The 23,309-nt window shown below is 70.5% G+C and carries 26 protein-coding genes; 12 read left to right on the top strand and 14 right to left on the bottom strand.

The genetic code is table 11. The features are described from left to right. Together ACZ4VI_RS32290 and ACZ4VI_RS32285 are read left to right on the top strand one after the other, a co-directional pair. Entirely contained in the window at positions 1-396 is a 396-nt protein-coding gene (locus tag ACZ4VI_RS32290; protein ID WP_468005074.1) for a PLD nuclease N-terminal domain-containing protein, read from the top strand. After that, positions 396-1,277, top strand: coding sequence for a LysR family transcriptional regulator (locus tag ACZ4VI_RS32285; protein WP_468005072.1), 882 nt, complete (start codon positions 396-398; stop codon positions 1,275-1,277). The genes ACZ4VI_RS32290 and ACZ4VI_RS32285 overlap by 1 nt, the downstream gene beginning before the upstream one ends. Here the strand turns inward: ACZ4VI_RS32285 and ACZ4VI_RS32280 are convergent. From ACZ4VI_RS32280 to ACZ4VI_RS32270, 3 genes are all read right to left on the bottom strand, one after another. Beyond that, positions 1,183-2,103: a DMT family transporter gene (locus ACZ4VI_RS32280; protein ID WP_468005071.1), complete on the bottom strand. Its 921-nt coding sequence runs from the start codon at positions 2,101-2,103 to the stop codon at positions 1,183-1,185. The two genes, ACZ4VI_RS32285 and ACZ4VI_RS32280, sit on opposite strands and share 95 nt — an antisense overlap. Positions 2,104-2,215: 112 nt before the next feature. Beyond that, the gene (locus ACZ4VI_RS32275) at positions 2,216-3,388 is read right to left on the bottom strand and encodes a serine hydrolase domain-containing protein (protein ID WP_468005069.1); all 1,173 of its coding nucleotides are present in this window, start codon (positions 3,386-3,388) and stop codon (positions 2,216-2,218) included. Between the two features lie 43 nt (positions 3,389-3,431). Beyond that, entirely contained in the window at positions 3,432-4,196 is a 765-nt protein-coding gene (locus ACZ4VI_RS32270) for an XRE family transcriptional regulator (RefSeq protein ID WP_468005067.1), read from the bottom strand. Positions 4,197-4,485: 289 nt separating this feature from the next. On the opposite strand from ACZ4VI_RS32270, the gene ACZ4VI_RS32265 reads away from it, so the two are divergent. Together ACZ4VI_RS32265 and ACZ4VI_RS32260 are read left to right on the top strand one after the other, a co-directional pair. Further along, positions 4,486-4,956 carry a glycine-rich domain-containing protein gene (locus ACZ4VI_RS32265; protein WP_468005065.1) on the top strand — a complete coding sequence of 157 codons (471 nt, stop codon included), beginning with the start codon at positions 4,486-4,488 and terminating at the stop codon, positions 4,954-4,956. 71 nt (positions 4,957-5,027) lie between these two features. After that, positions 5,028-5,699, top strand: coding sequence for a class I SAM-dependent methyltransferase (locus tag ACZ4VI_RS32260; RefSeq protein WP_468005063.1), 672 nt, complete (start codon positions 5,028-5,030; stop codon positions 5,697-5,699). Positions 5,700-5,734: 35 nt separating this feature from the next. Here ACZ4VI_RS32260 and ACZ4VI_RS32255 read toward each other — a convergent pair whose 3' ends face one another. Beyond that, entirely contained in the window at positions 5,735-6,064 is a 330-nt protein-coding gene (locus tag ACZ4VI_RS32255; RefSeq protein ID WP_468005061.1) for a hypothetical protein, read from the bottom strand. Positions 6,065-6,087: 23 nt separating this feature from the next. Then, the gene (locus ACZ4VI_RS32250; protein WP_468005060.1) at positions 6,088-6,405 is read right to left on the bottom strand and encodes a hypothetical protein; all 318 of its coding nucleotides are present in this window, start codon (positions 6,403-6,405) and stop codon (positions 6,088-6,090) included. Positions 6,406-6,554: 149 nt separating this feature from the next. On the opposite strand from ACZ4VI_RS32250, the gene ACZ4VI_RS32245 reads away from it, so the two are divergent. The 5 genes from ACZ4VI_RS32245 (at position 6,555) to ACZ4VI_RS32225 (ending at position 11,969) form a co-directional block, all read left to right on the top strand. Further along, complete coding sequence (locus ACZ4VI_RS32245; RefSeq protein ID WP_468005058.1) at positions 6,555-6,839, top strand: GntR family transcriptional regulator; 285 nt, start codon at positions 6,555-6,557, stop codon at positions 6,837-6,839. A 31-nt stretch (positions 6,840-6,870) separates the two neighbouring features. Further along, on the top strand, positions 6,871-7,323 hold the full coding sequence (locus tag ACZ4VI_RS32240) for a nucleoside deaminase (RefSeq protein ID WP_468005057.1): 453 nt from the start codon (positions 6,871-6,873) through the stop codon (positions 7,321-7,323). Beyond that, complete coding sequence (locus ACZ4VI_RS32235; protein WP_468005055.1) at positions 7,316-8,224, top strand: isopenicillin N synthase family dioxygenase; 909 nt, start codon at positions 7,316-7,318, stop codon at positions 8,222-8,224. Before ACZ4VI_RS32240 ends, ACZ4VI_RS32235 begins: the two co-directional genes overlap by 8 nt. A gap of 81 nt (positions 8,225-8,305) precedes the next feature. After that, positions 8,306-10,423 (top strand): hypothetical protein, encoded by a 2,118-nt coding sequence (locus ACZ4VI_RS32230; RefSeq protein ID WP_468005054.1) that lies wholly within the window; start codon positions 8,306-8,308, stop codon positions 10,421-10,423. A 4-nt stretch (positions 10,424-10,427) separates the two neighbouring features. Then, positions 10,428-11,969 (top strand): hypothetical protein, encoded by a 1,542-nt coding sequence (locus ACZ4VI_RS32225; protein WP_468005052.1) that lies wholly within the window; start codon positions 10,428-10,430, stop codon positions 11,967-11,969. 18 nt (positions 11,970-11,987) lie between these two features. On the opposite strand, the gene ACZ4VI_RS32220 is transcribed toward ACZ4VI_RS32225, so the two are convergent. The 8 genes from ACZ4VI_RS32220 to hemL all read right to left on the bottom strand — a co-directional run bounded on the left by ACZ4VI_RS32220 (position 11,988) and on the right by hemL (position 20,447). After that, complete coding sequence (locus ACZ4VI_RS32220) at positions 11,988-12,515, bottom strand: SRPBCC domain-containing protein (RefSeq protein ID WP_468005050.1); 528 nt, start codon at positions 12,513-12,515, stop codon at positions 11,988-11,990. A 37-nt stretch (positions 12,516-12,552) separates the two neighbouring features. Continuing rightward, on the bottom strand, positions 12,553-13,632 hold the full coding sequence (gene ccsB / locus ACZ4VI_RS32215) for a c-type cytochrome biogenesis protein CcsB (protein WP_468005160.1): 1,080 nt from the start codon (positions 13,630-13,632) through the stop codon (positions 12,553-12,555). An 11-nt stretch (positions 13,633-13,643) separates the two neighbouring features. Further along, positions 13,644-15,449 (bottom strand): cytochrome c biogenesis protein ResB, encoded by a 1,806-nt coding sequence (resB, locus tag ACZ4VI_RS32210; protein ID WP_468005048.1) that lies wholly within the window; start codon positions 15,447-15,449, stop codon positions 13,644-13,646. A gap of 3 nt (positions 15,450-15,452) precedes the next feature. Then, positions 15,453-16,190, bottom strand: coding sequence for a cytochrome c biogenesis CcdA family protein (locus ACZ4VI_RS32205; RefSeq protein WP_468005046.1), 738 nt, complete (start codon positions 16,188-16,190; stop codon positions 15,453-15,455). Between the two features lie 4 nt (positions 16,191-16,194). Further along, entirely contained in the window at positions 16,195-16,800 is a 606-nt protein-coding gene (locus ACZ4VI_RS32200) for a TlpA family protein disulfide reductase (RefSeq protein ID WP_468005044.1), read from the bottom strand. A gap of 116 nt (positions 16,801-16,916) precedes the next feature. Then, a complete protein-coding gene (locus ACZ4VI_RS32195; RefSeq protein WP_468005042.1) occupies positions 16,917-18,182 on the bottom strand; it encodes a polysaccharide deacetylase family protein in 1,266 nt (421 codons plus the stop codon). Positions 18,183-18,435: 253 nt separating this feature from the next. Then, the gene (locus ACZ4VI_RS32190) at positions 18,436-19,125 is read right to left on the bottom strand and encodes a histidine phosphatase family protein (RefSeq protein WP_468005040.1); all 690 of its coding nucleotides are present in this window, start codon (positions 19,123-19,125) and stop codon (positions 18,436-18,438) included. Next, the gene (gene hemL / locus ACZ4VI_RS32185) at positions 19,122-20,447 is read right to left on the bottom strand and encodes a glutamate-1-semialdehyde 2,1-aminomutase (RefSeq protein WP_468005039.1); all 1,326 of its coding nucleotides are present in this window, start codon (positions 20,445-20,447) and stop codon (positions 19,122-19,124) included. The genes ACZ4VI_RS32190 and hemL overlap by 4 nt, the downstream gene beginning before the upstream one ends. 256 nt (positions 20,448-20,703) lie before the next feature. On the opposite strand from hemL, the gene ACZ4VI_RS32180 reads away from it, so the two are divergent. Beyond that, positions 20,704-21,306, top strand: a complete 603-nt coding sequence (locus ACZ4VI_RS32180) for a hypothetical protein (RefSeq protein ID WP_468005037.1) — start codon at positions 20,704-20,706, stop codon at positions 21,304-21,306. Positions 21,307-21,421: 115 nt separating this feature from the next. Continuing rightward, positions 21,422-21,808, top strand: a complete 387-nt coding sequence (locus ACZ4VI_RS32175) for a MerR family transcriptional regulator (RefSeq protein WP_468005159.1) — start codon at positions 21,422-21,424, stop codon at positions 21,806-21,808. Between the two features lie 157 nt (positions 21,809-21,965). Here the strand turns inward: ACZ4VI_RS32175 and ACZ4VI_RS32170 are convergent, their stop codons facing one another. Next, positions 21,966-22,805: a substrate-binding domain-containing protein gene (locus tag ACZ4VI_RS32170; RefSeq protein ID WP_468005035.1), complete on the bottom strand. Its 840-nt coding sequence runs from the start codon at positions 22,803-22,805 to the stop codon at positions 21,966-21,968. 212 nt (positions 22,806-23,017) lie between these two features. On the opposite strand from ACZ4VI_RS32170, the gene ACZ4VI_RS32165 reads away from it, so the two are divergent. Next, a complete protein-coding gene (locus ACZ4VI_RS32165) occupies positions 23,018-23,263 on the top strand; it encodes a hypothetical protein (protein ID WP_468005033.1) in 246 nt (81 codons plus the stop codon). Positions 23,264-23,309: the final 46 nt, after the last annotated feature.

Here is a 23,309-nt window from a genome sequence, read left to right as displayed (position 1 = left end):
ATGCTCAGGGCACTGATGTACATCCTGCCGCTGGCGCTGACGATCTACGCCTTCATCGACTGCCTCAACACCCCGGAGGACGAGGCCAAGCACCTGCCCAAGGTCGTCTGGGTCATCATCATCCTGCTGTTCTGGATCGTCGGCCCGATCGTGTGGTTCGCCGCGGGCAAGATGCGCCGCGCGCCCGCCAACGGCCGTACCCCCTCGGAGTGGCACCGCAACCACCGGCAGGAATGGGTCGCGCCCGACGACAACCCGGAGTTCCTCAAGTCCATCCGCGAGGAGAACAAAAAGGACGAGTCCCTCCTCAAGGACTGGGAGGCGGACCTGCGCCGCCGCGAGGAGGAGCTGAAGAAGCGCGAGCAGGGCGGCGACGCCAAGGACACCGACAGCTGATGGAGCTGCGGCTCCTGCTGACCTTCGAGAAGGTCGCGACGGTCCTCTCCTTCACCCGCGCGGCCGCCGAACTGCGGTACGCCCAGTCCAGCGTGACCAGCCAGATCCGCGCCCTGGAGTCCTCGCTCGGCGTGGAACTCTTCGAGCGACTCGGCAGCCGTATCCGCCTCACGGAGGCCGGCGAGCGGCTGCTGCCGTACGCCCGCCGGATCATCGAGCTGACGGAGGAGGCGCGGGCCGCGGTCGTGGAGACCGAGGAACCGGCCGGGCAGATCGCGGTAGGCACGATGGAGTCGCTGACTTCCTACCGCCTGCCGCCCCTGCTGGAGCTCTTCCACCACCGCTACCCCAAGGTCCAGCTGACGCTGCGCCCCACGCTCGGCGACGAGACCCGGCAGGCGCTGCGCCAGGGGACGTACGACGTCGGCTTCCTGATGGAGCCGGAGACGGAGCACGCGGGCCTGGAGGCGGAGGTCCTGGCGGAGGAACCCCTGGTCCTGGTGGCTTCCCCGCGTCATCCGCTGGCGGGGCGTACGGATCTGAAGGCGTCGGACCTGGCGGCGGCGCAGCTGGTTGGGACGGAGCCGGGCTGCCCGTACCGCGACCTTTTCGAGCGCGAGCTACGGGAATGGGCACCCCCGTTCATGGAGTTCGGCACGATCGAGGCGACGAAGCGGGGCGTGGCGGGCGGCCTGGGCATCGCCCTGGTGCCCCGGATCACCGTCTCCGAGGAGCTGGCGTCCGGGGCACTGGTGGAGCTGGACTGGAAGGTCCCGTTCACCCTCTTCACGCAGATCGCGTGGCGGCGGGGGAAGCGGCTTCCTGCGCATGTGCGGCTGTTCGTGGAGCAGACGCGACGGCTGGTGCAAGAGTCACCTTGAGGCTGGCGAGCACGATCAGCGGCACGCCGAGGGCCTGGACGAGCCCGATGTGGTGCCCGTACACGGCCCAGTCGGCGAACATCGCGACGGCGGGGTAGGTGAAGGCGAGGACGGCGATCTTGGCCGTGGGCAGCTTCTGGTAAGCGGCGTACATGAGGACGTACATCAGCCCGGTGTGAATGAGCCCGAGCCCGACGAGCCAGAGCCACCCGGCGCCGATCCCTGTCATGGCCCCCAGGTCCACGAAGGGCAGCAACAAGGGAAGCCCGACGAGCACCTGCACGAGGGCGATCAGGTGGGGCCGGACGCCGGTGATCCGCTTGGTGACGATGGTCGACAGCGCGTAGAGCACGGCGGCGGCGAGCGCGAGGCCAAGCCCCTTGAGCGAGGCGGTGTCCCCGGGCCGGATCCCGGACACGAGCACGAGCCCGACGAAGGCGACCCCGAGCCACCCGAACTTGGCGGCGGTGATCCGCTCCCGGAACAGCACGGCACCGAGGACCACGAGGAAGAACGGCTGCGTGTGGTAGACGACGGTGGCGAAGGAGATCGAGGTCGCCTCGTACGCCTCGAAGAGGAACACCCAGTTGAACACGATGAACACCCCACCGAGCGCGGCGAGCCCGAGCTTCTTCGGCGTGAACCCGTGTCCGGTGAAGTACCCCCGGGCGAGGCTGTACGCCCCGAGGGCGACGGCCCCGAAGAGGCACCGGAAGAACACGACGTTGAAGGGCGAAGCCCCGGACTCGACAACGAAGATGCCGAGGGTGCCGGACAGCACCATGGCGAGGGTCAGTTCAACGGTTCCGCGCGACTCGTTTCTCATGGCAGTGACGCTACGGAGGGGGCCGGGGGGCGGTCCACGAGCCAGTGGGGCGTCCTGCCGATGGGGCTATCGGCGGAGCCGATGGGGCGGTTGAACACCTAGAAAAAGATGCTCACGCCAGCGACTTCCGCACCGCTTCGGCCAGCGAAGCCGCGCGCACATCGTCGGATCCGCTCATGATGTGGTTCATCACGTACCCGAAGGCGATGCCGTGCTCCGGGTCGGCGAAGCCGAGAGAGCCGCCGCGGCCGGTGTGGCCGAAGGCGTTCGGGCCCGTCATCGGGTTGGGTCCGGTGGGCAGCATGAATCCGGTGCTGAATCGGCTCGGGATCACCATCACCTGGTCCTTCCCGCTGGCCTGCTCCGTAGTCGCCGAGGCCAGGGTTCCCGGGGCGAGCAGGCGTACACCGTCGACCTCGCCGATCAGCGCGGCGTACATGCGCGCGAGTGCGCGTGCGGTGCCGATGCCGTTGGAGCTCGGGAGTTCCGCGGCCTGCACCTCCGGGGATTCGAAGTCGATCGCGGCCGGGTCGGTGACCGCGAACGCCCGATTGCTGAATGAGTTCGGGTCGCGCCAGGCGGCGACCTGTTCGCGGAGCTCCCCGGGAATCGACTCGACGGGCACAGCCGTGAGGTCCACGGCCGGCGGTCGGTACACCATGTGGCTGACGCGGCTGCGTTCACTCGTCGGCAAGCCGATGAAGAAGTCCAACGCGAGAGGGCCCGCGATCTCGTCGGCGAAGAAGCGGCCCGGCGAACGGCCGGAAACTCGGCGGATCACCTCGCCGACCAGCCAGCCCCAGGTCCGGCCGTGGTACCCGTGTGCAGTGCCCGGAGTCCACAGGGGACGCTGGGCGGCCAGCGCTGCTGCCATGGGCTCCCAGGCCAACGCCTCGGCAAGCGGCAGCGGTTGGTCGAGCGCGACCAGACCGGCCTGATGGGACAGGAGCCAGCGCACAGGGAGGTCCGCCTTGCCGTTCGCCGCGAACTCCGGCCAGTACTTCGCCACCGGAGCATCGAGTTCCAACATGCCGCGCTCGGCCAGCATGTGCGCCGCAGTCGCGGTGGCTCCCTTGGTCGCCGAGTACACCAGTTGCAGGGTGTCCCGCGTCCACGGACGGCCGGTGTCAACGTCGGCGACGCCACCCCACAGGTCCACCACGGGCCGGCCGTGCCAGTAGACGCACACGGCCGCGCCGATGTCCCCGTGCTGGGTGAAGTTCGCCAGGAACGCCTCACGGACCGGCTCGAACCCGGGCGCCACCTCACCGTCGATCGTTGTCATGCCGCTCATCCTGCGCTGAGCTTCCTCCATCTGATCCAGCCGGCTACTCCGGAGCGCGACCGTACTTCTGGAGCGTCGCCTTTGACGTGGAAGTGTCGACGAGTCTCAGCTCCCACGGGCCTGTGTTGACGTCGAAGTCCTTGCCGAAGCCGACCCACTTGCCCGCCATACGGCGGCCGGTCGGCTCTACGAGCATCTGGATCGCACCGTGGTAGCGGGCGCCCTGGTAGTAGCCGTCGGCGGCGGTCTGCTCGGTCCATGAGCCCGTGACCACGCTGCGGTCGATGGTCAGGTCCAGGGTGAGCGGGCTGTCCGGGTTGCTGGAGGCTCCGGGCAGGCTCTGGCCGGTCAGCCGAGTACCGTGCTGGAGTAGTACGACGTAGTGCTTGGCCTCGAACGTCTCACCGCGCGAGGAACTGAAGAACTCGTACCGCGACAGCCAGATGCCTGAGTAGTTCATGCTGTCCGGTGGCGGCTGTGTGGCGGTGGCCGCCTGAATGCCTTCGGGGCCGAGGTCCATGTCGTGGCCTCCTGCGGAATCGGGATGGACGCGTGCCTGCGGCACGGGCAGGGTGAAGCCCAGGGCTTCGACGGGGCGCCCCGTGACGTGCTCCAGAGCGCGGGCGTATACGGGGCGTGGAGCGCGGCTGGTGCCGGATTCCCAGCGCTGGACGAGACGCTTGCTTGCTTCGTTCGGTTCGCCGAGCTCCTCGCCAGCTGCGCGGAGCGCCTTCGCTAAGTCGTCCTGACTCATGCGAAGGCTGATCCGCACGGCCCGCAGAACATCGTTCGTCGCGGCAGTGGTCATGGCTTCGACGGTAGCCCCAACGGCAGCCGAATGACACCGCTTTGACGCCCTCGGGTGACGCCCGATTGACGCCTTGTCTGCCGCCGCAATGACCTGGCCCCATGCGGACGATGGACGTCATGCCGATCCGCATCGACGCCTACACGGTCAGAGCTGACGGGACCCGCACGGACCCCCGAACCCTGTACGAGGGCGAGGGCGGCCCGCCCCTGACGACCAGCGTGATGCCGGTCTGCACATGCCCGCGCTGCTGCACGCAGCGCTCTGCCGAGAGGAAAGGGACCTTCACGTGACCATCGCGCTTGAGCAGCCCCCGATCCACTGCACCGAACCCCGCACGCTCCTGCCCCGCGAGGTGTGGCAGGCCCTGACCGCCGACGTGATCAAGGCGCGCCCCGGCACGAGCCGAGTCCTGGCCGAGCGGATCATCGGTCAGACCGTCGCGTTCCTGATCGCGGGGACGACGACGGACGCGCCGCTGTCGCCGTCCGAGCGGGTGGACTGGGGCTGGCACGCGTTCCTGTTGCGCACTCGGGCGTACCAGGAGTTCTGCGACCGGCACGCGGGCCGGTTCATCCACCACCACCCGGGCGCCCCCGACACGACCGAGACGGGCGGCCCCGAGGTGGCCCGAAATCGCACCGTGGCCGCAATCCGCGCGGCAGGCTTCGACGTGGACCAGGAGCTGTGGCCGGACGCCGCCGACTGCACGCAGTGCCACTCGGGCTGCACCGACAGCCCGGTGGGTGGCAAGAAGTAGCCACGGCCACTTTCGCCCGCCCCTCGACCCTCGGGTCGGCGGGCGGGCCCTCCGCATGTGAAAGGACGAGGGTGCGCGAACAGGACGCCGGCGCATGGGACGTGTGGGGCGCGGCCAGGCCGGGCCGCAAAGAGACGAACGCGGCCGGAGCCGCCACTTGGTTCAACTGGACGCAGTGGCCCGACCACGGGCCCGACGAGAAGATCCTTGGTGACCTCTCCGGCGCGCGGGTCCTCGACCTTGGCTGCGGCAGCGGCGGAAACCTCGCTCACATGGCCGCGCTGGGGGCAGAAGCGATCGGCGTGGACATCTCGGCCGTCCAGGTGACCAAAGCGCGTGAACGCTGGCCGCACCTCGTTGTGAGGCAGCAGACGGCCGAGGAGTTCCTCGCGACAAGCACGCACGAGTTCGCGGCTGTCTGCTCGGTTTTCGGAGCCGCCTGGTTCACCGATCCCGCCGAGTTGCTGCCCCTGGTCCATGCGCGCCTAGCACCTGGCGGGGTCTACGCGTTCTCCCACAACCCCCCGCCCCTGAGCGGCTGCTACGGGCCGCAGGCATCCCAGATGCAGCCGCTGGAGAAGGGCGCGGAACCCCTGTACGTGAAGCGATGGGACTACGAGGCCGACACCTGGGCGGAGATTCTCCGGCAGGGCGGGTTCACGGACGTGACGGCCGAGGTGATCCCGCCCCCGGGCGGGAAGCGGACCGGGACTCTACTCGTCCGGGGCGTCAGGGCCGCGTGAACAAGTAGCCGCCCCGGCCGCGCCGGGCCGGTGCCTCATGGGCGGTCGTCGCGCGTGGTGGGGGGCGCCGGATGGCACAGGCACCCGCAGACGAGGTGGTGGACTTCCCGTACGCCCGTCTCGCGAGCGACTCCGTCCCGGCAGCGGTCGTGGCGGCCGACGATGCAGCGCGGTGACCGGAAGTCCAGCTCGGGACCCGCCGCAAGGGCGCGGGCCAGCAGGGACACGCTCACGGCGTCGGCAATCTCCGGCGTCACCCACCAGCCGTCGCCCGCACGGTCGCGGTGCGGACCGTCGTGCCCGACGGCGAGCACACAGACCGAACCACCCCACACCGGCCGCACCACCTCCGCGATCGCGAACACGGACCGCCTCGCCCCACAGCGGCTCATCGGGCAACCTCGGCGTGAATGTTCCGGTGATCGACGTCCACCCCGACCGTCGCCAGCCACAACGCCCGCCGCCGCCTCCGCTGTACCGCTGTCACGTACGGGCGCTCCAGGGGTGACCGGGCGCCGTCGAGGAGCGCCGTCTGCTCCCGGGCGTACGGTGACCGCCGCGTCGGGGCCGGTGCCGCCGGGCGGCGGTGGCGGTGGGTGACCGGGCGGGGGCGGTGCCTGCCGGTGGGTGGCAGGGTCAGCATCAGCAGCCAGAGGAGGACGGGGATCCAGGCCCGGCCCAGTACGCGCGCGATAGTGTTCCGCACGTCATCAACTCCTTCGAAGTTGGTGGCCACGCCCCGGGAGGTCTTGCCACCTCGCCGGGGTCTTCGTGTCACGTGAGCCTATAAGGCATGTATAGCTCTGCATAGCTCACTACTGGTTCGCACAGGTCTTCGATGCTTACGTTGGTCGGGTGACCGACCGCAGCCAGATCCCCGAGTTCGACCCGCAGGGCCCCCAGCTGGTGTACGTCGCGGTGGCCGACCACATCGCCGCCCGTATCGCGGCCGGAGAGCTGCCCCCAGGCGCCCGCCTGCCCGCCGAGCGGGACCTCGCCGAGGAGTACGGAGTCGCCTACCTGACAGTCCGTCGCGCGGCCCGAGTCCTGCGCGAGCGAGGCCTGATCCTGACCGTTCACGGCAAGGGCACGTTCGTCGTCGATCCGCTGCCGACGGACGAGGGTCAACAGCACGTGTGACGGCACTGGTCCGTCGGGGAAGAGTCCCCTCGTGGACCGAGAACAGGCACGGCGGTGGCTCGACACCGCACGCGACGAGGCACGGGCCGGGCGCGACGAAGGTGGCGTCCCCATCGGCGCCGCCCTCTACGCGGCCGACGGGACGCTCCTCGGGCGTGGGCGCAATCGGCGGGTGCAGGACGGGGACCCTTCGGCTCACGCGGAGACCGAGGCGTTCCGGGCGGCCGGGCGGCAGCGCTCGTACCGGGGGGCGACGATGGTGACGACCCTCTCCCCCTGCTGGTACTGCTCCGGCCTCGTGCGGCAGTTCGGGATCTCGCGGGTGGTCGTCGGGGAGGCGGAGACCTTCCACGGCGGCCACGACTGGCTGGCCGAGCACGGCGTCGAGGTCCTTGTGCTCGACGACCCGGCGTGCGTCACGCTCATGCGGGAGTTCATCGAGACGCACCCCGACCTCTGGAACGAGGACATCGGTCATGAGTGAAGCCGGCCTTCCCACCATCGACCTCACCCGCGATCCCGCCCCGCAGCTCCCCGCCGTCGACCGCGCCCTGCGCGACGCCGGGTTTCTGCTGGTCAGCGGGCACGGGGTCGATCCCGGACTCCGGGCGGAGATCCGGGACGTCGCCCGCCGCTTCTTCCACCTCCCACCGGCCGTCAAGGAGCCGTACGCCGTGCGGGTCGGCGGACGCGGCTGGCTCGGGCCCGGCGCGGAGGCGAACGGGTACGCGGAGGGCACGGCAACCCCGCCCGACCTGAAGGAGTCGCTCTCCTTCGCGGCCGACGAGCCGACCGGCGACCCGGCCGTCGACGCCGAGTGGTTCCTGCCGAACACCTGGCCCGCCGAGGTGCCCGAGCTGAGGCCGCTCATCCAGACGTACCTCGCGCAGATGCGGGCCCTCTCCGACCGGGTTCTCGATCTGCTCGGCGTCGCCCTCGGCGAGGAGCGGGACTTCTTCACCCGGCACACCACGCACCCCACCTTCGGCTTCAACGTCAACTGGTATCCCGGGCGGGAGCGGACCGGTGAGCCAGAGCCGGGGCAGTTCCGGATCGGGCCGCACACCGACTTCGGCACGGTCACCGTGCTTGACCGGCAGGCCGGCAAGGGCGGGCTCCAGGTGTTCACCGACGCGCACGGCTGGCAGGACGCGCCGTACGATCCGGCCGCCTTCACCGTCAACATCGGTGACCTGATGGCCGGTTGGACCGGCGGGCGGTGGCGCTCCGGCCGCCACCGGGTCCTTCCGCCGCCCGCCGACGCGCCCGCCGAGGAGCTGATGTCGCTCGTGTACTTCTATGAGTGCGATCCGGGGACGACCATCAACGGGATCGAGTCCCACGCCTATCTCCGGGCCCAGCTCGACGCTATCGCCACCGACTGAGAACACGAGAGTCGAAAAGCCTGCCGCCTTCCCAACACACCGTCGATATCCTGGAGTTGACTGTGACGGGGGTGACGGCACGTGGACAGAGAGCTGTACGGACGCGAGGCGGTCTTCCAGGACGCCGGGCTCGCCGCCCGGCTGATCGGGCTGAGTCCGTACCGCTATGCCCGCACCGCGTACGAGCACGGCGACGACCCGCCCGTCACCGTCTTCACCGGCGGCCGGGGCATGGGAAAGACCGCCCTGCTCAAGCAGGTCCGCAACGCCTACAAGTCAGCCACTCCGCTCGCCCTGCTCGACTGCGCTCACATCGAGCCGCCCGCCGACCACGGCCCCGGCTGGAACCCGCTCACCGGGGCGCTCGCCGAGCTCGCCGTACAGCTGGCGCCGCGCGTGCTCGCGGCCAAGCCCGTGCAGTTCCCGCGCCTGTCGCTCGGGCTCGTCGCCGTCGCGTCCATCAGCTGGTCGCAGGAGGACGACGAGCGGGCCCGGCGCGATCTGCAGCGCCTCGGACCGGTCCTCTCCACCGTCGACGCGGCCAAGGGCGCCGCCACGAACTGGGTCACCAAGGTCCTCGCCAAGCTCGCCGCCAACTTCGCCGAGGCCACCGCCCCCATGGCCGGACTGCTCGCCGAGGCGACCGTCGAGACGGTCCTGGAGGAGGTGTTCGGCCGCTTCCAGCAGAAGGCCGAGAGCTGGTACGGGAGTTACCGCAACGCGGGCGGCCGCGGAAAGGCCGGGCTCCAGCAGCTCGCGATGGACTTCGAGCAGGGCGGCCGCCGCAGACGCGAGGCCGAGGACTTCCTCGTCGGCGCGCTCATCGAGGACCTGGTCCGCGCCTTCACCGGCCTCGCCAACCGTGGCGCCCGCCGCGGCCGGCCCGTCCTGCTCCTCGACAACGCCCACGAGCCGCTCGGCCGGCGCCTGGTCGAGCCGATCCTGCGGGCCCGTGCCGACGGCCGCCGTGACCGGGTCGTCGTCATCGCCGCCTCCCGCGTCCGCGACCACGACGGCATCCGGCACGCGGCCCGGCTGCGGCTGCCCGAGACCGCGCACCGCGCGCCCTGCCCGCGCGGCCCGGACGTCACCTCCGGGATCCTCGCCGTCGAACTGCCCCCGCTGTCGCCCGCCCAGACCCAGAGCGCCTTCGACCGCTTCGACCCGGCGGGCCGCACACCGGCCGAACTGGCCCGCGCCGTCCACCGGTTGACCGGCGGACGGCCGCTCGGCGTGGTCCTGCTCGGGCGGGCCGCGGGCGAGGCCCCGGCCGACCAGAAGTCCTCTCTCACCCCCGGCGCGCTGCTCGACCTCACCGTGGAGCTGCGCGAGGACAGCGCCCCCGTGCCGGTCGCCCCCGCCCTCCTCGAAGAGCTCCTGCCGCGCCTGCGGCACGGCCCCTTCGCCGTGCTCGCCGCCGCCCACGACGAGGAGTCGGCCCGGCTGCTCGCCAGGACCCGGCTGCGCGGCGAGTCCCTCGACGGCGACATGGCGCTGCGCGTACGGGACCTGCTGCGCGCCGAGGACTGGCCGGAGGGCCCCGAGCACTTCGTCGCCGACCCGCTGCTGCGCGCCCTGCTCCTGCACCGGCTGCGTTTCGAGGACGGCGAGGGGTACGCGACCTGGCGCGCCGTCCACGAGACCCTGCACCGGCACTACGCCGCCGGGCCCGTCCCGTACCGGCTGCACCAGGAGCTGGCGCTCGGCCGCACGGACGACGCGGTGACCCATCTCCGCCTCACGTTCCCCGAGGTGGACGTCCTCGGCTGGCTGGGCCGGTTGCGGTTCATCGCCTCGGCGCCGTACCCACGCGAAAGAGACCCGCGCGAACGGGACCCGCGCGAACGGGACCCGCGCGAAAGGGACCCGCGCGAGGGGGGCCTGACCGGGCCCGACGCGCGCCGGGCGATCGCGCTCGGCCAGGATCCCGGCGGTCCGCTGCCCGCCGCGTTCGACGACGACACCGTCGAACTCCACCTGTCCCTACGGCGGTTGCTGCACGCCGTATGGCTGCTCACCGATCCGCTCGCGCTGCCCGACGAGGAGGTGACCGACAAGCTGGCGCACGAGCTGCGCCAGCTCTCCGGCCGCCATCGGACGGGAAACAGTCCGCTGTGGGACGCGGCCACCCACTGGCCGAGGGACATCCGCGCCTGGCGGGGGCTCTCGCTCCCGCCGGGCGCCGAGAACGGAGTCTGAGGTCATGCTCAGCTGGCTGCGCTACCACCTCTGGTACACCGCCCGTCAGAAGATCCTCACGTCGGCGCTCACGCTCGCCGTCCTGGGCTCGCTGGCCGGGTACGCCGTGGACCGCGCCACCACCCCGGAGGACCGTTCCTGCGCCACGGGTGTGGAGCGGCCCCCCGGCAGCACCGAGTGCATCGGGGTCAACGGCGACGGCCACGACTTCGGCGTCCCGTCGCTGACCGAGGTCACCGCGCGGATCCGCGACGAGAACCGCACGCTGAAGTCCGGCGAGTACGCGACGGTCGCCCTGCTGCTGCCGCTGACCTCCACGGACGGCGGCATGCGGGAGAAGGTCCTGCGCGAGGTGCAGGGCGCGTTCGCCCGGCAGTACCGGGCCAACCACGAGTCCAACAGCGAGACCCCGAAGATCCGCCTTGTCCTCGCCAACACCGGTAAGGGCAACGCCCATTGGCGGACGACGGTCGACCAGCTGAAGACGATGACCGGCGGTACCGACCGGCTGCGGGCGGTCTCCGGGGTCGCCACCTCCTCGACCGAGGTACGGGAGGCGGTGACGGCCCTGACGGGTGCGGGCATCGCGGTCGTCGGCACCACCATCACCGCCGACGACATCGCCAACGGTCCCGGTGTCGGCAACGGCAAGCGCTACCCCGGCCTGGCCCGCGTCTCCCCCACCAACGGCGACGAGGCGAAGGCGCTGGCCCACTTCGGGAAGGTCGAGGGGTCGAAGGCGCTGCTCGTCGAGGACACCCGGACCGGCGACCACTACACGGACACGCTGAAGGCGGCGTTCTCGGCCTCGCTGGAGGGCGCGCCGTACGAACCGCAGCTGTTCACCTCGCCCGACGATCCGACAGAGGAGGGCACGACCGCGAACACCTTCCGCCAGATCACGCATCTGATCTGCGACACGAGGGCGGAGACGGTCTTCTTCGCGGGCCGCCACACGCAGTTGCGGCAGTTCATCAACGCGCTCGGCGCGCGGGGCTGCGCGGAGCGGCCGTTCACGATCCTGACCGGTGACGAGGGCTCGTACCTGGGCGCGGACCGCAAGCTCAACCGGGCCGCGCTGAAGGCGAAGCTGACCGTCCGCTACGCCTCGCTCGCGCACCCGGACGCCTGGAAGCCGGCACCGGGCCGCCCGGTCCCGGGGACGGGCGGTTCGACGGCCGCGTACGAGACGTTCCTGGCGGACATCGCGCGCGTGTCGAAGCAGCCGGTCCCGCTCGCGGACGGGCAGGCGATCGTGGCGTACGACGCGATGGCGACGGCGGTCCACGCGATCCGCCAGGCGACCCCGGAGGGCGCCCAGTACCCGGAACTCGCGGACGTGGTCACCCAGTGGCCTCAGGTGAAGGGCTCGCTGCGGGTCGAGGGCGCGAGCGGCTGGATCTGCCTGGACAACTTCGGCAACCCGTTCAACAAGGCGGTCCCGATCGTGGAACTGGCCGAGGACGGCACGCAGAAGTTCGTCCAGATCGCCTGGCCGGAACGCAATCCACCCACGAAGGACTGCCTCCCGCCGAGGAGGGGGTAGGTCCGCTGCCCCTCAGCGCTACGGCTCCCACTTCGGCCAGCGCGCCTCGTCCCGTGCGTACAGGTCCCTGAGGTGCTGCCACCGCTCAGGCGACCAGGTCCTCCAGTCCGTAGGGTGACCGTCCAGCGCCGCCGCCAGCCGCTCGAAGTGGTCGTGCCAGCCCGCCAGGGAGTCCAGCTTCTCCTCCGGCGTGCCACGGAACTCGTTGGTGAAACGCAGCACGGTCGACCCGCCGCCCCCGGACGGTTCCAGATGGAACCGGATCCGGCCGTGCGTCGGGCCGACCGTGTACTCGGCCACGTACTCCGGGTCCCAGGCGGTCACGTGCCCCGAGACCACCGTGTCCCCGTTCAGCCAGCGCAGCGTCACCGCTCCGCCGAGCCTCGGCTCCAGCGGATCCGCCTCGCAGAGCCACTGCGGCAGACCTTCCGGCGTCGCGACCGCCGCCCAGACCCGGATCATCGGGTGGGGCAGATCGATCACGTACCGCAGGTGATGCAGGTTGCCGTCGTGGGTCTCGCACCTGCCCCGAGGTATCTCGCTCATACCTCAAGCGTCGCGCCGGGGCAGGCGCCGTGCCAGCTCAGACGCCCGCGTACGAGTGCTTGCTGCTCACGAAGATGTTGACGCCGTAGTAGTTGAAGAGGAAGCAGCCGAAGGCGATGAGCGCGATGTACGCGGCCTTGCGGCCCTTCCAGCCGGCCGTCGCGCGCGCGTGCAGATACGCCGCGTAACCGACCCAGGTGATGAAGGACCAGACCTCCTTGGCGTCCCAGCCCCAGTAGCGGCCCCACGCGTCGCCGGCCCAGATCGCGCCCGCGATGATCGTGAAGGTCCACAGCGGGAAGATCGCCGCGTTGACCCGGTACGAGAACTTGTCCAGGGAGGCCGCCGACGGCAGCCGCTCGAGGACCGAGCGGGCGAAGGAGCCGGGGTTGCCGCCGGACGCGAGCTTGTTCTCGTAGGAGTCGCGGAAGAGGTAGAGCAGGGTGGCGACCGCGCCCAGGTAGAACACCGCGCCGCAGAAGATCGCGGTGGAGACGTGGATCCAGAGCCAGTACGAGTCGAGCGCCGGGACGAGCTGGTCGCTGGGGGTCTTCAGCCAGGTGACGGCCATGCCCAGGTCGAGCAGGACGGTCGTCATGAGCGGCAGCCCGAGCCAGCGGACGTCCTTCTTCGCGACCAGGAAGCCGAGGTACGCGCCGACCGCCACCGTGGAGAAGGTGGTGGAGAACTCGTACATGTTGCCCCAGGGGGCCCGCTGCACCGCGAGGGCGCGGGAGACCACGCCGGCCGCCTCGATCAGGAACGCGAGCGCGGTGAGCGAGACGGCGATACGGCCGTACAGATCGCCCTTGACCGTGCCGCCGGCCGCGCCGGGGCCGTCGGGCACGTCGCGTACGCCCGCGCCGGAACGGGTGACGACCGTGGGCTTGTCGAGGACCGCGGTGCCGCCGGCCGTCTTGACCTGCACGGTGACGGCGGGAGCGGCGGCGGGCGTCGTGGTCAGCGCGGCGGCGGTACGGCCGACCTTGCTGCGGCTGCCGAACACCCACTCGGCGATGTGGGCGAAGAAGGCCAGCGTGTAGACGGCCATGGAGGAGTAGATGAGCAGGTCGCTCATCTGCGCCAGGCTCTCGTTGGTCTCGGCGGCGAGACTCACGGCGGCGAGATTCACTTCTCAGCCCCTTCGGCGGGTTCGGCTTCGGCGGGTTCGGCTTCGGCTTCAGCAGGTTGCGCTTCGGCTTCAGCTTCGGCAGGTTCGGCTTCGGCAGGATCTTCTGCGGGTGCGCGTTCCGGCGCGGTCGGCGCCTGTGCGTGGAGCGTGACCGCGAGCGCGCCCAGCTCCTCCGGGAGCTTGGCGGACTCGCTCCGGCCAAGCCCCGCCATCTCGACGACGGTGACGCCGTCCTTCCCTCGTACGGCCCGGACCCAGACCCGGCGCCGCTGGATGAACAGCGAGCCGGTCAGGCCCGCGATCGCCGCGATCGCGCCCGCGAGGGCGAGACCGTTGCCCGGCTGCTGGGAGATCTGGAAGCTCGCCCACTCCTTGATGTCCTTCTCGAAGGTGATCGAGCCGGCACCGTCGGGCAGGGTCATCGTCTCGCCGGGCAGCATCCGCTGGGCGACACCGGTCCCCGCGGCGACGTTGAACTGCTTCATCTTGGAGGTGTCGAGCTGGTACACGTTCTGCGGCAGCCCCGAGTTGACGCGCAGGTCGCCGTGGTAGCCGGTGAGCGCCATGACGGGGAAGTCGAGCGCCGGGAACTGCGAGAACATGTCGCCCTTGCCGGCGCCCGCGAAGGTCGGCACGAAGAAGGCCTGGAAGCCCAGCTGCTCCTTCTTGCCGTTCTTGTCGCGGTAGCCGTCCATCACCTTGATCGCGCCGGTCGAGGTGATGTTGTTGTCGAACGGCAGCAGCGGGACGGCGCCGTGGAAGACGACCTTGCCGCGGCCGTCCTTGACGGTGACGACGGGCGCGTACCCGTGGGCGATCAGATAAACCTTGGAGTCGCGGACCTTCAGCGGCTCGTTGACCCGGATGACCGCCTTCTTGTCCTTCCCGCCCGCCTCGGAGTAGGTGACGGCGGCCTCGAAGGTGCGCGGGGTGCCGCGCTGCGGGCCGCTCTTCTCGTACGTACCGGTGAAGCTGTCCAGCTGGAAGCTGAACGGGGCGAGGTCATCGGTGCTGTACAGCGAGCCGGACCTGAAGTCGTCGTACTGGGTGAGGGTGTTGGAGAAGCCGTCGCCCTCGATGATCAGCTTGCCGCCCTCGGACTTGAAGAGCTGGCCCCACGCGAAGGCGACGAGCATCACGATCAGCGCGATGTGGAAGAGCAGGTTCCCCGCCTCGCGGAGGTAGCCCTTCTCGGCGGAGACGGCGTCCTTCACGGTGTGCGCGCGGAACCGGTGGCCCTTGAGGAGGGCGAGCGCGGCCTCGCGGACCTGCTCGGGCTCGGCCTCGGTCCGCCAGGTCGTGTACGCGGGCAGCCGGGTCAGGCGGCCGGGGGCGCCGGGCGGCAGGCCGCGGAGCTGGCCGACGAACTGCCAGCTGCGCGGGACGATGCAGCCGATGAGGGAGACGAAGAGCAGGATGTAGATCGCGGAGAACCACACCGAGCCGTAGACGTCGAAGAGCTGGAGCTTCTCGTAGATCGGGGTGAGCGTCGGGTGGGCCTTCTGGAAGCCCTGCACCTTCAGCTCGTCCGCGCTGCTCTGCGGGATGAGCGAGCCGGGGATCGCGCCGAGGGAGAGCAGGAAGAGCAGGATCAGCGCCACCCGCATCGAGGTGAGCTGGCGCCAGAACCAGCGGATCCAGCCCACGACGCCGAGGGTGGGGCCGCCGACGGCGGTCTCGGCAGCGGTCTCCTCGCGGGGCGCGGTGGAGAGCTGGGAGCCGGCGGCACCCAGATCCTCGCGCTCGTCGGTCGCGTCGGTCTCGTCGGTCGCGTCGGTCTCGTTCAGGCTGGTGTGGGTCATGGGTCAGATCCCCGGGGTGAAGCCGGACGTCCAGACCTGCATCTCGGACACGATGCGATCCCAGGCTCCGGTGACGAGCAGCAGGCCGGTCGCGATCAGCATGATGCCGCCGATGCGCATGACCCAGACATAGTGCCGCTTCACCCAGCCGAAGGCGCCGAGGGCACGTCGGAAGGCGATCGCGGTGAGGATGAAGGGCAGGCCGAGGCCCAGGCAGTAGGCGACGGTGAGCAGGGCGCCGCGGCCGGCGCTGGCCTCGTTGGAGGCGAGCGCGAGGACGGCGGCGAGGGTCGGGCCGATGCAGGGGACCCAGCCGACGCCGAACAGCACGCCCAGCATGGGGGCGCCGAGCAGTCCCGTCACGGGGCGCTTGTGGAAGCGGAACTCCCGGCGGGTGATCCAGGGCATCGCGCCCATGAAGAAGGCGCCGAGCACGATGGTCAGGGCGCCGAGGACCTTGGAGATGACCTCGCGGTGTTCCTGCAGGGTGTTGCCGAAGCCGCCGAAGAGGGCGCCGCCGGAGACGAACACGGCGGTGAAGCCCAGGACGAACAGCGCGGCCCCGCCCGCCATCCGGCCACGCCTGGCCTCGGCGAGGTCGGTGCCGGTGACGCCGGTCACGTAACTCAGGTAGCCGGGGACGAGCGGCAGGACGCACGGGGAGAAGAAGGAGACCAGACCGCCGAGCACGGCGATGGGCAGGGCGAGCAGGAGTGCCCCGCTGAAGACCGTCTCGTTCACCGGATCACTTCTCCGCGAGAAGCGGCTCGATCATCGAGCGGAGCTTCTTCTCGTCGAGTGCCATGAGGGCGCGGGCGGCGATCTTTCCGTCCTTGTCGAGGACGACGGTGGAGGGAATGGCCTGGAGGTTGAGCGTGCCCTTGGGGAATCCGTTGAGGATCAGTTTCCCGGCGGGGTCGTACAGGCTGGGGTAGGGGACCTTGTAGTCCTCCTCGAAGGTCACCGCCTGCTGCTTGTTGAAATCGCGGGTGTTCAGCCCGACGAATTCGACACCCTTGCCCTTGAGGTCGCTCGCGACCTTGGCGAAGTGCGGGGCCTCGGCGCGGCAGGGGCCGCACCATGATCCCCAGGCGTTCAGGACGACGACCTTGCCCTTGAGGTCGGCGACGTCGAGCTGCTCGCCGTCGACCGTCTCGCCGGCGATCTTCTCGGGCGCCGTGCGCTCGCCCTTGGCAACGGTGGAGATACCGCCCGTGTTGGTCACGAAGTTGGTTCCACCGCCGCCGCCCGACTTGCCGTTGGAGTCCGAGGTGCAGGCCGACAGAGCGAGGGCGGCCGACAGGATTCCGACGGCGAGCAGGGTGCGTCGAGGGGCACGGCTAAGGCTCATGTGAAAAGTTTCGCATGGGCGTTTGGGGGATCTTGGGCACCCCCCTGGGTGCCCGTAAAGCCCCTTGTCAAGGGGGCTTAAGGGACGTACGCAGCGTTATGCCGCAGGCCTCAGCCTTATGCCGCAGGCCTCAGGAATGTGCTCCAGCCACCCGCCGGAGACTGTCCGACCTCGAGCGTACGGAGCTTGGCGAGGATCTTGGGGTCCTGCACGTCCAGCCAGTCCACGAACTGGCGGAAGGAGACGAGCCGGACGTCCTTCTTGCCGGCCATGCCCTTGAGGGCCTCCTCGACGGCGTCCATGTAGATGCCGCCGTTCCACTGCTCGAAGTGGTTGCCGATGTAGAAGGGCGCGCGGTTGGACTCGTAGGCGCGGTTGAACCCGTTGAGATAGGCCTCGGTGGCCTGCTTGCGCCAGCCCGGGTAGCGCGAGGGCATGCCCCTGGTGGTGTTCTTCGACTGGTTGGCGAGGATGTTGTAGTCCATGGACAGGACCTCGAAGGAGTGCCCGGGGAACGGCACGGCCTGCAGCGGGAGGTCCCAGATGCCCTGGCGCTTGACCGGCCACGTCTGGCGGCCGCCGGGCGAGCTGGCGTCGTAGCGCCAGCCGAGGCGCTTGGCGGTGGGCAGGAGGTTGTCCTGGCCGAGGAGGCAGGGCGTGCGGCCGCCGATCAGTTCCTTGCCGTAGTCGAAGGGCAGCGGGTCGAGGTCGGTCCAGCCGCTGTTGGTCTTCCACTCGGTGACGAACTTCGTCGCCTGGTCGATCTCGCTCTGCCACTGGGCGGGGGTCCAGTTGCCGACCGAGCCGGAGCCGCCGCAGAAGTGGCCGTTGAAGTGCGTGCCGATCTCGTGCCCGTCGAGCCAGGCCTGGCGGACGTTCTTGAGGGTGTCCTTGATGTGGTCGTCGGTGAGGTAGCCGATGTCGGAGGCGCCGACGCGGTTGTTCGGCGGGCGGTAGAGGCTCTTCTTCGACTCGGGCAGGAGGTAGATCCCGGAGAGGAAGAAGGTCATCGCAGCGTCGTGGTTCTTGGCGAGTTCGAGGAAGCGCGGGAAGAGGCCGTTGCCGACCTCGCCGGCGCCGTCCCAGGAGAAGATCACGAACTGGGGCGGGGTCTGGCCCGGTTCGAGCGGGACGGGGGCGTCGGGCTGGTTCGGCTGTTTTCCGGTGTCGGCGGTGGAACCGTCACCGATGAGCCGGGCCTCTTCCTTGGTGGGACCGGGGGCGCTCGGGTCACCCGATCCCGACCCCGCGCCGTCACCACCCTTACCAGGCCCAGAATTGCCCGAATTGTCCGACCCGTTGGTGCTGCATCCGGCGATCCCGATCGCGGCGGCGGCACCAACGCCCGCCCCGAGAAGTCCCCTTCGAGTGATCCCGCGCATGACGTCCCCATTCACGCTCGCGTATGACCTGATAGGTCATCCAAACCGACAATGAGTGAGATGCCAGGAGGAACACGGAGGTTCCGGGAATTAGCACAAATATTTCAGGGCGACCAGATGACTTTCACGTCATCCGATCGCCCTGATGGTGTACCCGCCCTAGGGGTGCGGGGAACTGCGCGACCAGCCCCCACCGGCCCGCACCATGAGTACGGGCCTCCCCGGGATTCGTACCCGCTCTCCCCGCGGAGCGCTACGCGCCGAAGGCCTTCGACTTCCCCTTGACCGGCTTCGCGCCCGCCAGCAGATGCGCGGGGACGAGGTCACGCGCCGGCTCGCTGTAGCCGACCGAGACGATCTTGTCGCCGCGGTACGTGAACGAGGTCAGCGAGGCCAGCGTGCACTGGCGGCGCCGCGGGTCGTGCCACAGCCGCCGCTTCTCCACGAAGCTCCGCACGATCCAGATCGGCAGCTGGTGGCTGACGCAGACCGCCTCGTGCCCACGGGCCGCGTCCTTCGCCGCGTCCAGCGCGCCCATCATCCGTACGACCTGCTCGACGTACGGCTCGCCCCAGGACGGCTTGAACGGGTTGGTGAGGTGCTTCCAGTTGCCCGGCTTGCGCAGGGCGCCGTCGCCGACGCCGAAGGTCTTGCCCTCGAAGACGTTGCCGGCCTCGATGAGCCGCTCGTCCGTGGCCAGGTCCAGGCCGTGGCTCTTGGCGACCGGCTGGGCCGTCTCCTGCGCGCGCTCCAGCGGGGACGACACGACGTACGTGATGTCCCGGTCGGCCAGGTGCTCGGCGACCCGGTCGGCCATCCGCCGGCCCAGCTCGGAGAGGTGGTAGCCGGCGCGGCGGCCGTAGAGGACGCCGTCGGGGTTCTCCACCTCGCCGTGCCGCACCAGGTGGACGACGGTGATGTCGTCATTGCTCTTGACGCTCATGCGGTGGCCTCCGCGGCGGCTCGGGCGGCGGCGGGCAGCGCGGCGGCGATCCGCTCGATGGCGCGCTCGTCGTGGGCCGTGGACACGAACCAGGACTCGAAGGCGGACGGCGGCAGGTAGACCCCGTCGGCCAGCATCGAGTGGAAGAAGGCGTTGAAGCGGAACGCCTCCTGCTTCTTCGCGTCGTCGTAGTTGCGGACCTCGGTGGACGTGAAGAAGACGGAGAACATGTTGGAGGCGGTCTGCAGCCGGTGCGCGACGCCCTCCTTGGTGAGCGCGCCGGTGACGAGCTCCTGGATCTCCTGCGAGACCGCGTCGACCTTCGCGTACGCGGCGTCGTCGAGCAGCCGCAGCTGCGCGAGGCCGGCGGCGGTGGCGATCGGGTTACCGGAGAGGGTGCCGGCCTGGTAGACGGGACCGGCCGGAGCGAGGTGCCCCATGATGTCGGCGCGGCCGCCGAACGCCGCGGCCGGGAAGCCGCCGCCCATGACCTTGCCGAAGGTCATCAGGTCGGGCTTCACACCGTCGACGCCGTACCAGCCGGCGCGGGAGGTCCGGAAGCCGGTCATGACCTCGTCGGAGATGTACAGCGCGCCGTTCTTCTCGCACGCGTCCTTCAGGCCCTGGTTGAAGCCCGGGTAGTTTCCACTGGCCGCCAGCGGCGGGACGACACCCATGTTGCCGGGCGAGGCCTCGGTGATCACACAGGCGATCTCGCCCGGGTACCGGTGGAAGGCCTCGTGCACGGCCTCCAGGTCGTTGTACGGCAGGACGATCGTGTCGCCGGCCTGCGCACCGGTCACACCGGGCGTGTCGGGCAGCCCGAAGGTGGCCACACCGGAGCCGGCGGCGGCGAGCAGCGCGTCGACGTGCCCGTGGTAGCAGCCGGCGAACTTCACGACCTTCGCCCGGCCGGTGAAGCCGCGGGCGAGCCGGATCGCGGACATCGTGGCCTCCGTACCGGAGGAGACCAGCCGGACCTGCTCGACCGGCTCGATCCGGGCGACGATCTCCTCGGCGAGGGCGACCTCACCCTCTCCCGGCGTACCGAACGAGGTGCCACGGGTGACGGCGGCCTGCACCGCGGCGATCACCTCGGGGTGGGCGTGGCCGAGAATCATCGGACCCCACGAACAGACGAGGTCGACATACTCCCTGCCGTCCGCGTCGGTGAGGTACGGGCCGGTACCGGACACCATGAACCGGGGCGTTCCGCCCACGGCCCGGAAGGCGCGCACCGGTGAGTTCACGCCGCCGGGCGTCACGAGGGACGCGCGGTCGAAAAGCGTCTGTGAGACTGGGGCTTCGTATGAATACGGCACTGTGGTCCTGACCTGCGAGTACGGCTGCGAGTACGGAGGGAAGGCGTGGGCACCCTGTGAATTACGCCGGGGCGTCGATCCTCCGCGTCTGCGAAACTGGGGCGTCAAAGGGATGGCTCACGGAATCCATGGTGTCAGAGGGCCGGACGTTCTTGCGGACAGGTGTTTCACCGCGAGAGCGTGGGGGAGGTCACTGTCACGATGATCGGGTTGCGCGGCGGGCCTCGCGTTGCCTAAAAAGCAGTCGGGTGGAGATATGCATCGCGGTGGCGGACTGGGCGAGGGGACGGACGATCTGGGTCCGGAGCCTGCCCGTCGGGGGAGGCACCGGCGACGGCGTACGGAAGAGCCCCCGCAGTCCACAGGGTCCACAGGGTCCTCGGAACCCACGGATCCCACGACGGGGGGCGGGAGTGGCCGGTTGGGGGTGACGTACAAGTACTTCGGCGCACCCGACGGCGCCACGGCGGCCCGCGTCCCGATCTCGATGCGCCCGGAGGAGCTGGGCGGCGACGAGCTCGGCATGGGCGGCATGTTCACCAAGATCAAGCCCGAGACGATAGCCGCGATGGTCCTCACGGGCATCCAGGGCATGCCCCTGCACAAGGTGCCCCCGCTGGAACTGGTGGTCCTCCACCCCGACTACGCCGTGGTGAAGCTGCCCATGACCGTGGTCGACCCGCTGCGCGGCATCGGCGAGGAGTCGGTCGGCGCGGCGGCCTTCATCTGGTCCACGGTCCCGGACCGCGGCGGCCCGCGCGACGCCTTCAACGTCTACCAGCTCCTCCACGAGTGGCAGGACTTCTCGCACCGGCTCCACGAGGCGGGCCACCAGCCGTACTGCCTGGTCTGGCCGTAGGGCCGGCAGGCGTTTCGCCGCACTTCCAGCCCTCATAAGTGCTGAAGTGAGGACAAATGCCTATGCAGTGCGCGGAAGCCGCGCGGGAAGGACGGGCACCGTGAGCAGAGTGCGCATGGCCGGCGAGCCCATGCAGATCGGCGAGGTCGCCGCCCGGACGGATCTGTCCCTGCGGGCCATCCGCCAGTACGAGGACAGCGGCCTCGTGGTCCCCTCGGCGTCGTCCCAGGGCGGCTTCCCGCTCTACACGGACGCGGACGTCGACCGCCTGATGGTGATCCGCCGGATGATGCCCCTGGGCTTCACGACCGACGAGACCCGCGACCTCCTGACGGCCCTGGACCACCTGACAGACCCCCACCTCTCCCCCACCGACCGCACCACGCTCCTCGCCCGAGTCCACCGCTACGAACGAGCGGCCACGGACCGGGTGTCCGAACTCCGCTCCGAACTCGCCCAAGCGGAAGACTTCGCGAACTCACTGCGGGCGCGGCTGGGCTAACAACCGCCACGGCCCTGTTGCGGGCAATCGCCCCCCCACACCGTTGTGGGCAATCGTCCCGCTGGGCGGGACGGGTGGGCACAACCCACGTGGGCGGCGCCCGTAGCAAGGGCCCGGGTCCAGGCCCCGCCACGGGGGACCAGGACCAGACGAGGCCCTACTCAACAAGCACCTCCGCAACCGACAAGAAGAACGCTCCGAACGCCACCGCACTCGGCGGCGTCTCCGGGTTCCACGGCGCCACCCGCGCATACCCCACAGGCGGAAACGCCTCGGGCCCCACCGCATGGGCCCGGCTGTCGTACAGCACAACCCCCGGCCGCAGCGCCGCCGCGTGCTCCCAGTCCGCCGTGAGCCAGTTGGCCCCGGGCCCGGGCCCGGGATCGACGACCCGGACGCCGAGCTCCTGAAGCCGGGCCAGCTCGGGCCAGGCCTGCGGCCGCGCCAGGTGGACCTGATCAGGACCGGCCCCCGAGAGGGCGACGACCGCGACGTCCACGCCCGAGGCAGCGCCCCGCAGCGCCGCCTCCGCAGCGGCGAGCGCACCGCCGTCACCCCCTCCCCCCACCCCGCCAAGGGCGACCGCCAGCTCCCCGAAGCGCCCGATGATCGCCGCCAAGGCCGACTCGTTGCCGACAGACAGGGCGGCCACCGGCACCCCCACCCGCTCGGCCACGCCCTCGTCCAGCGCGTACGCGCTCTTCCCGTCGTACGTGACGTCGACGATCAGGTCCGGCCGGAGGGCCCGCAGCCGCGCCTCGTCCAGGCCCCGCCCCGGCCCCACGTACGGGACGCCGGCCGCCGCCAGCTCCCCCGCCTTGACCGGGTCGAGGGCCTCGCCGTCGTGGCCCGAGCCGTACACCGCGACCGGCGTCACACCAAGATCGAGCAGGGCCGCCCCCGCCCGTACGTACGCCACCACCCGCTCCGGCGCGCGCACCGCCCCCAGCGCCGTACCCCTGTCGTCGGTGAACCCCCACGCCCTCATGTCCGACATGCGGCTGCTCCCTCCCCGGGCCGGAATCTGACTGTCCCGCCACCTTGCGGGGGTTCCACGGCCCACACAAGAGGGCCTCTGGCCAGGCCGGACCGGCCGGGACTCAGGTGAAGCCATCCCTCCCGGACCGAGAGACAATCGAATTGTGAGCGCCGTACGCGCGCGTGCGCAGAGGTGCCCGCCTGTGCTGACCTCGCGCCCTGGAGCCAGCCATGTCGCCGTTTCCCAGCCAGTTCCCGGATCCTCGTGTGATCGCCCTCGTCGGACTGCTCGCCGTCTCCACCGCGCTGTGCGTGGCGCTCGGCCTGCGCGCCCGTGCCCGCCGCGGGCGGGCCGCCGCGCCGCTGGAGCGGGTCTGGCACCCCCAGGAGAGCGTGTCGCTCACCCCGGCCGAGGAGCGTGCCTTCGGCCAGGTCGTCTCACGTCTCTCGGTGGGTTCCGCGCGCCGCCTGCGCTGAACGACCGGACGACGAGGCGCGTGCGCGCCCCCGACTGTCAGAGGGC

It is taken from the genome of Streptomyces sp. NPDC029169, assembly GCF_055563935.1.
Note: the sequence above shows the minus strand (reverse complement) of the source record. Positions and strands in the feature narration are given on the sequence as shown.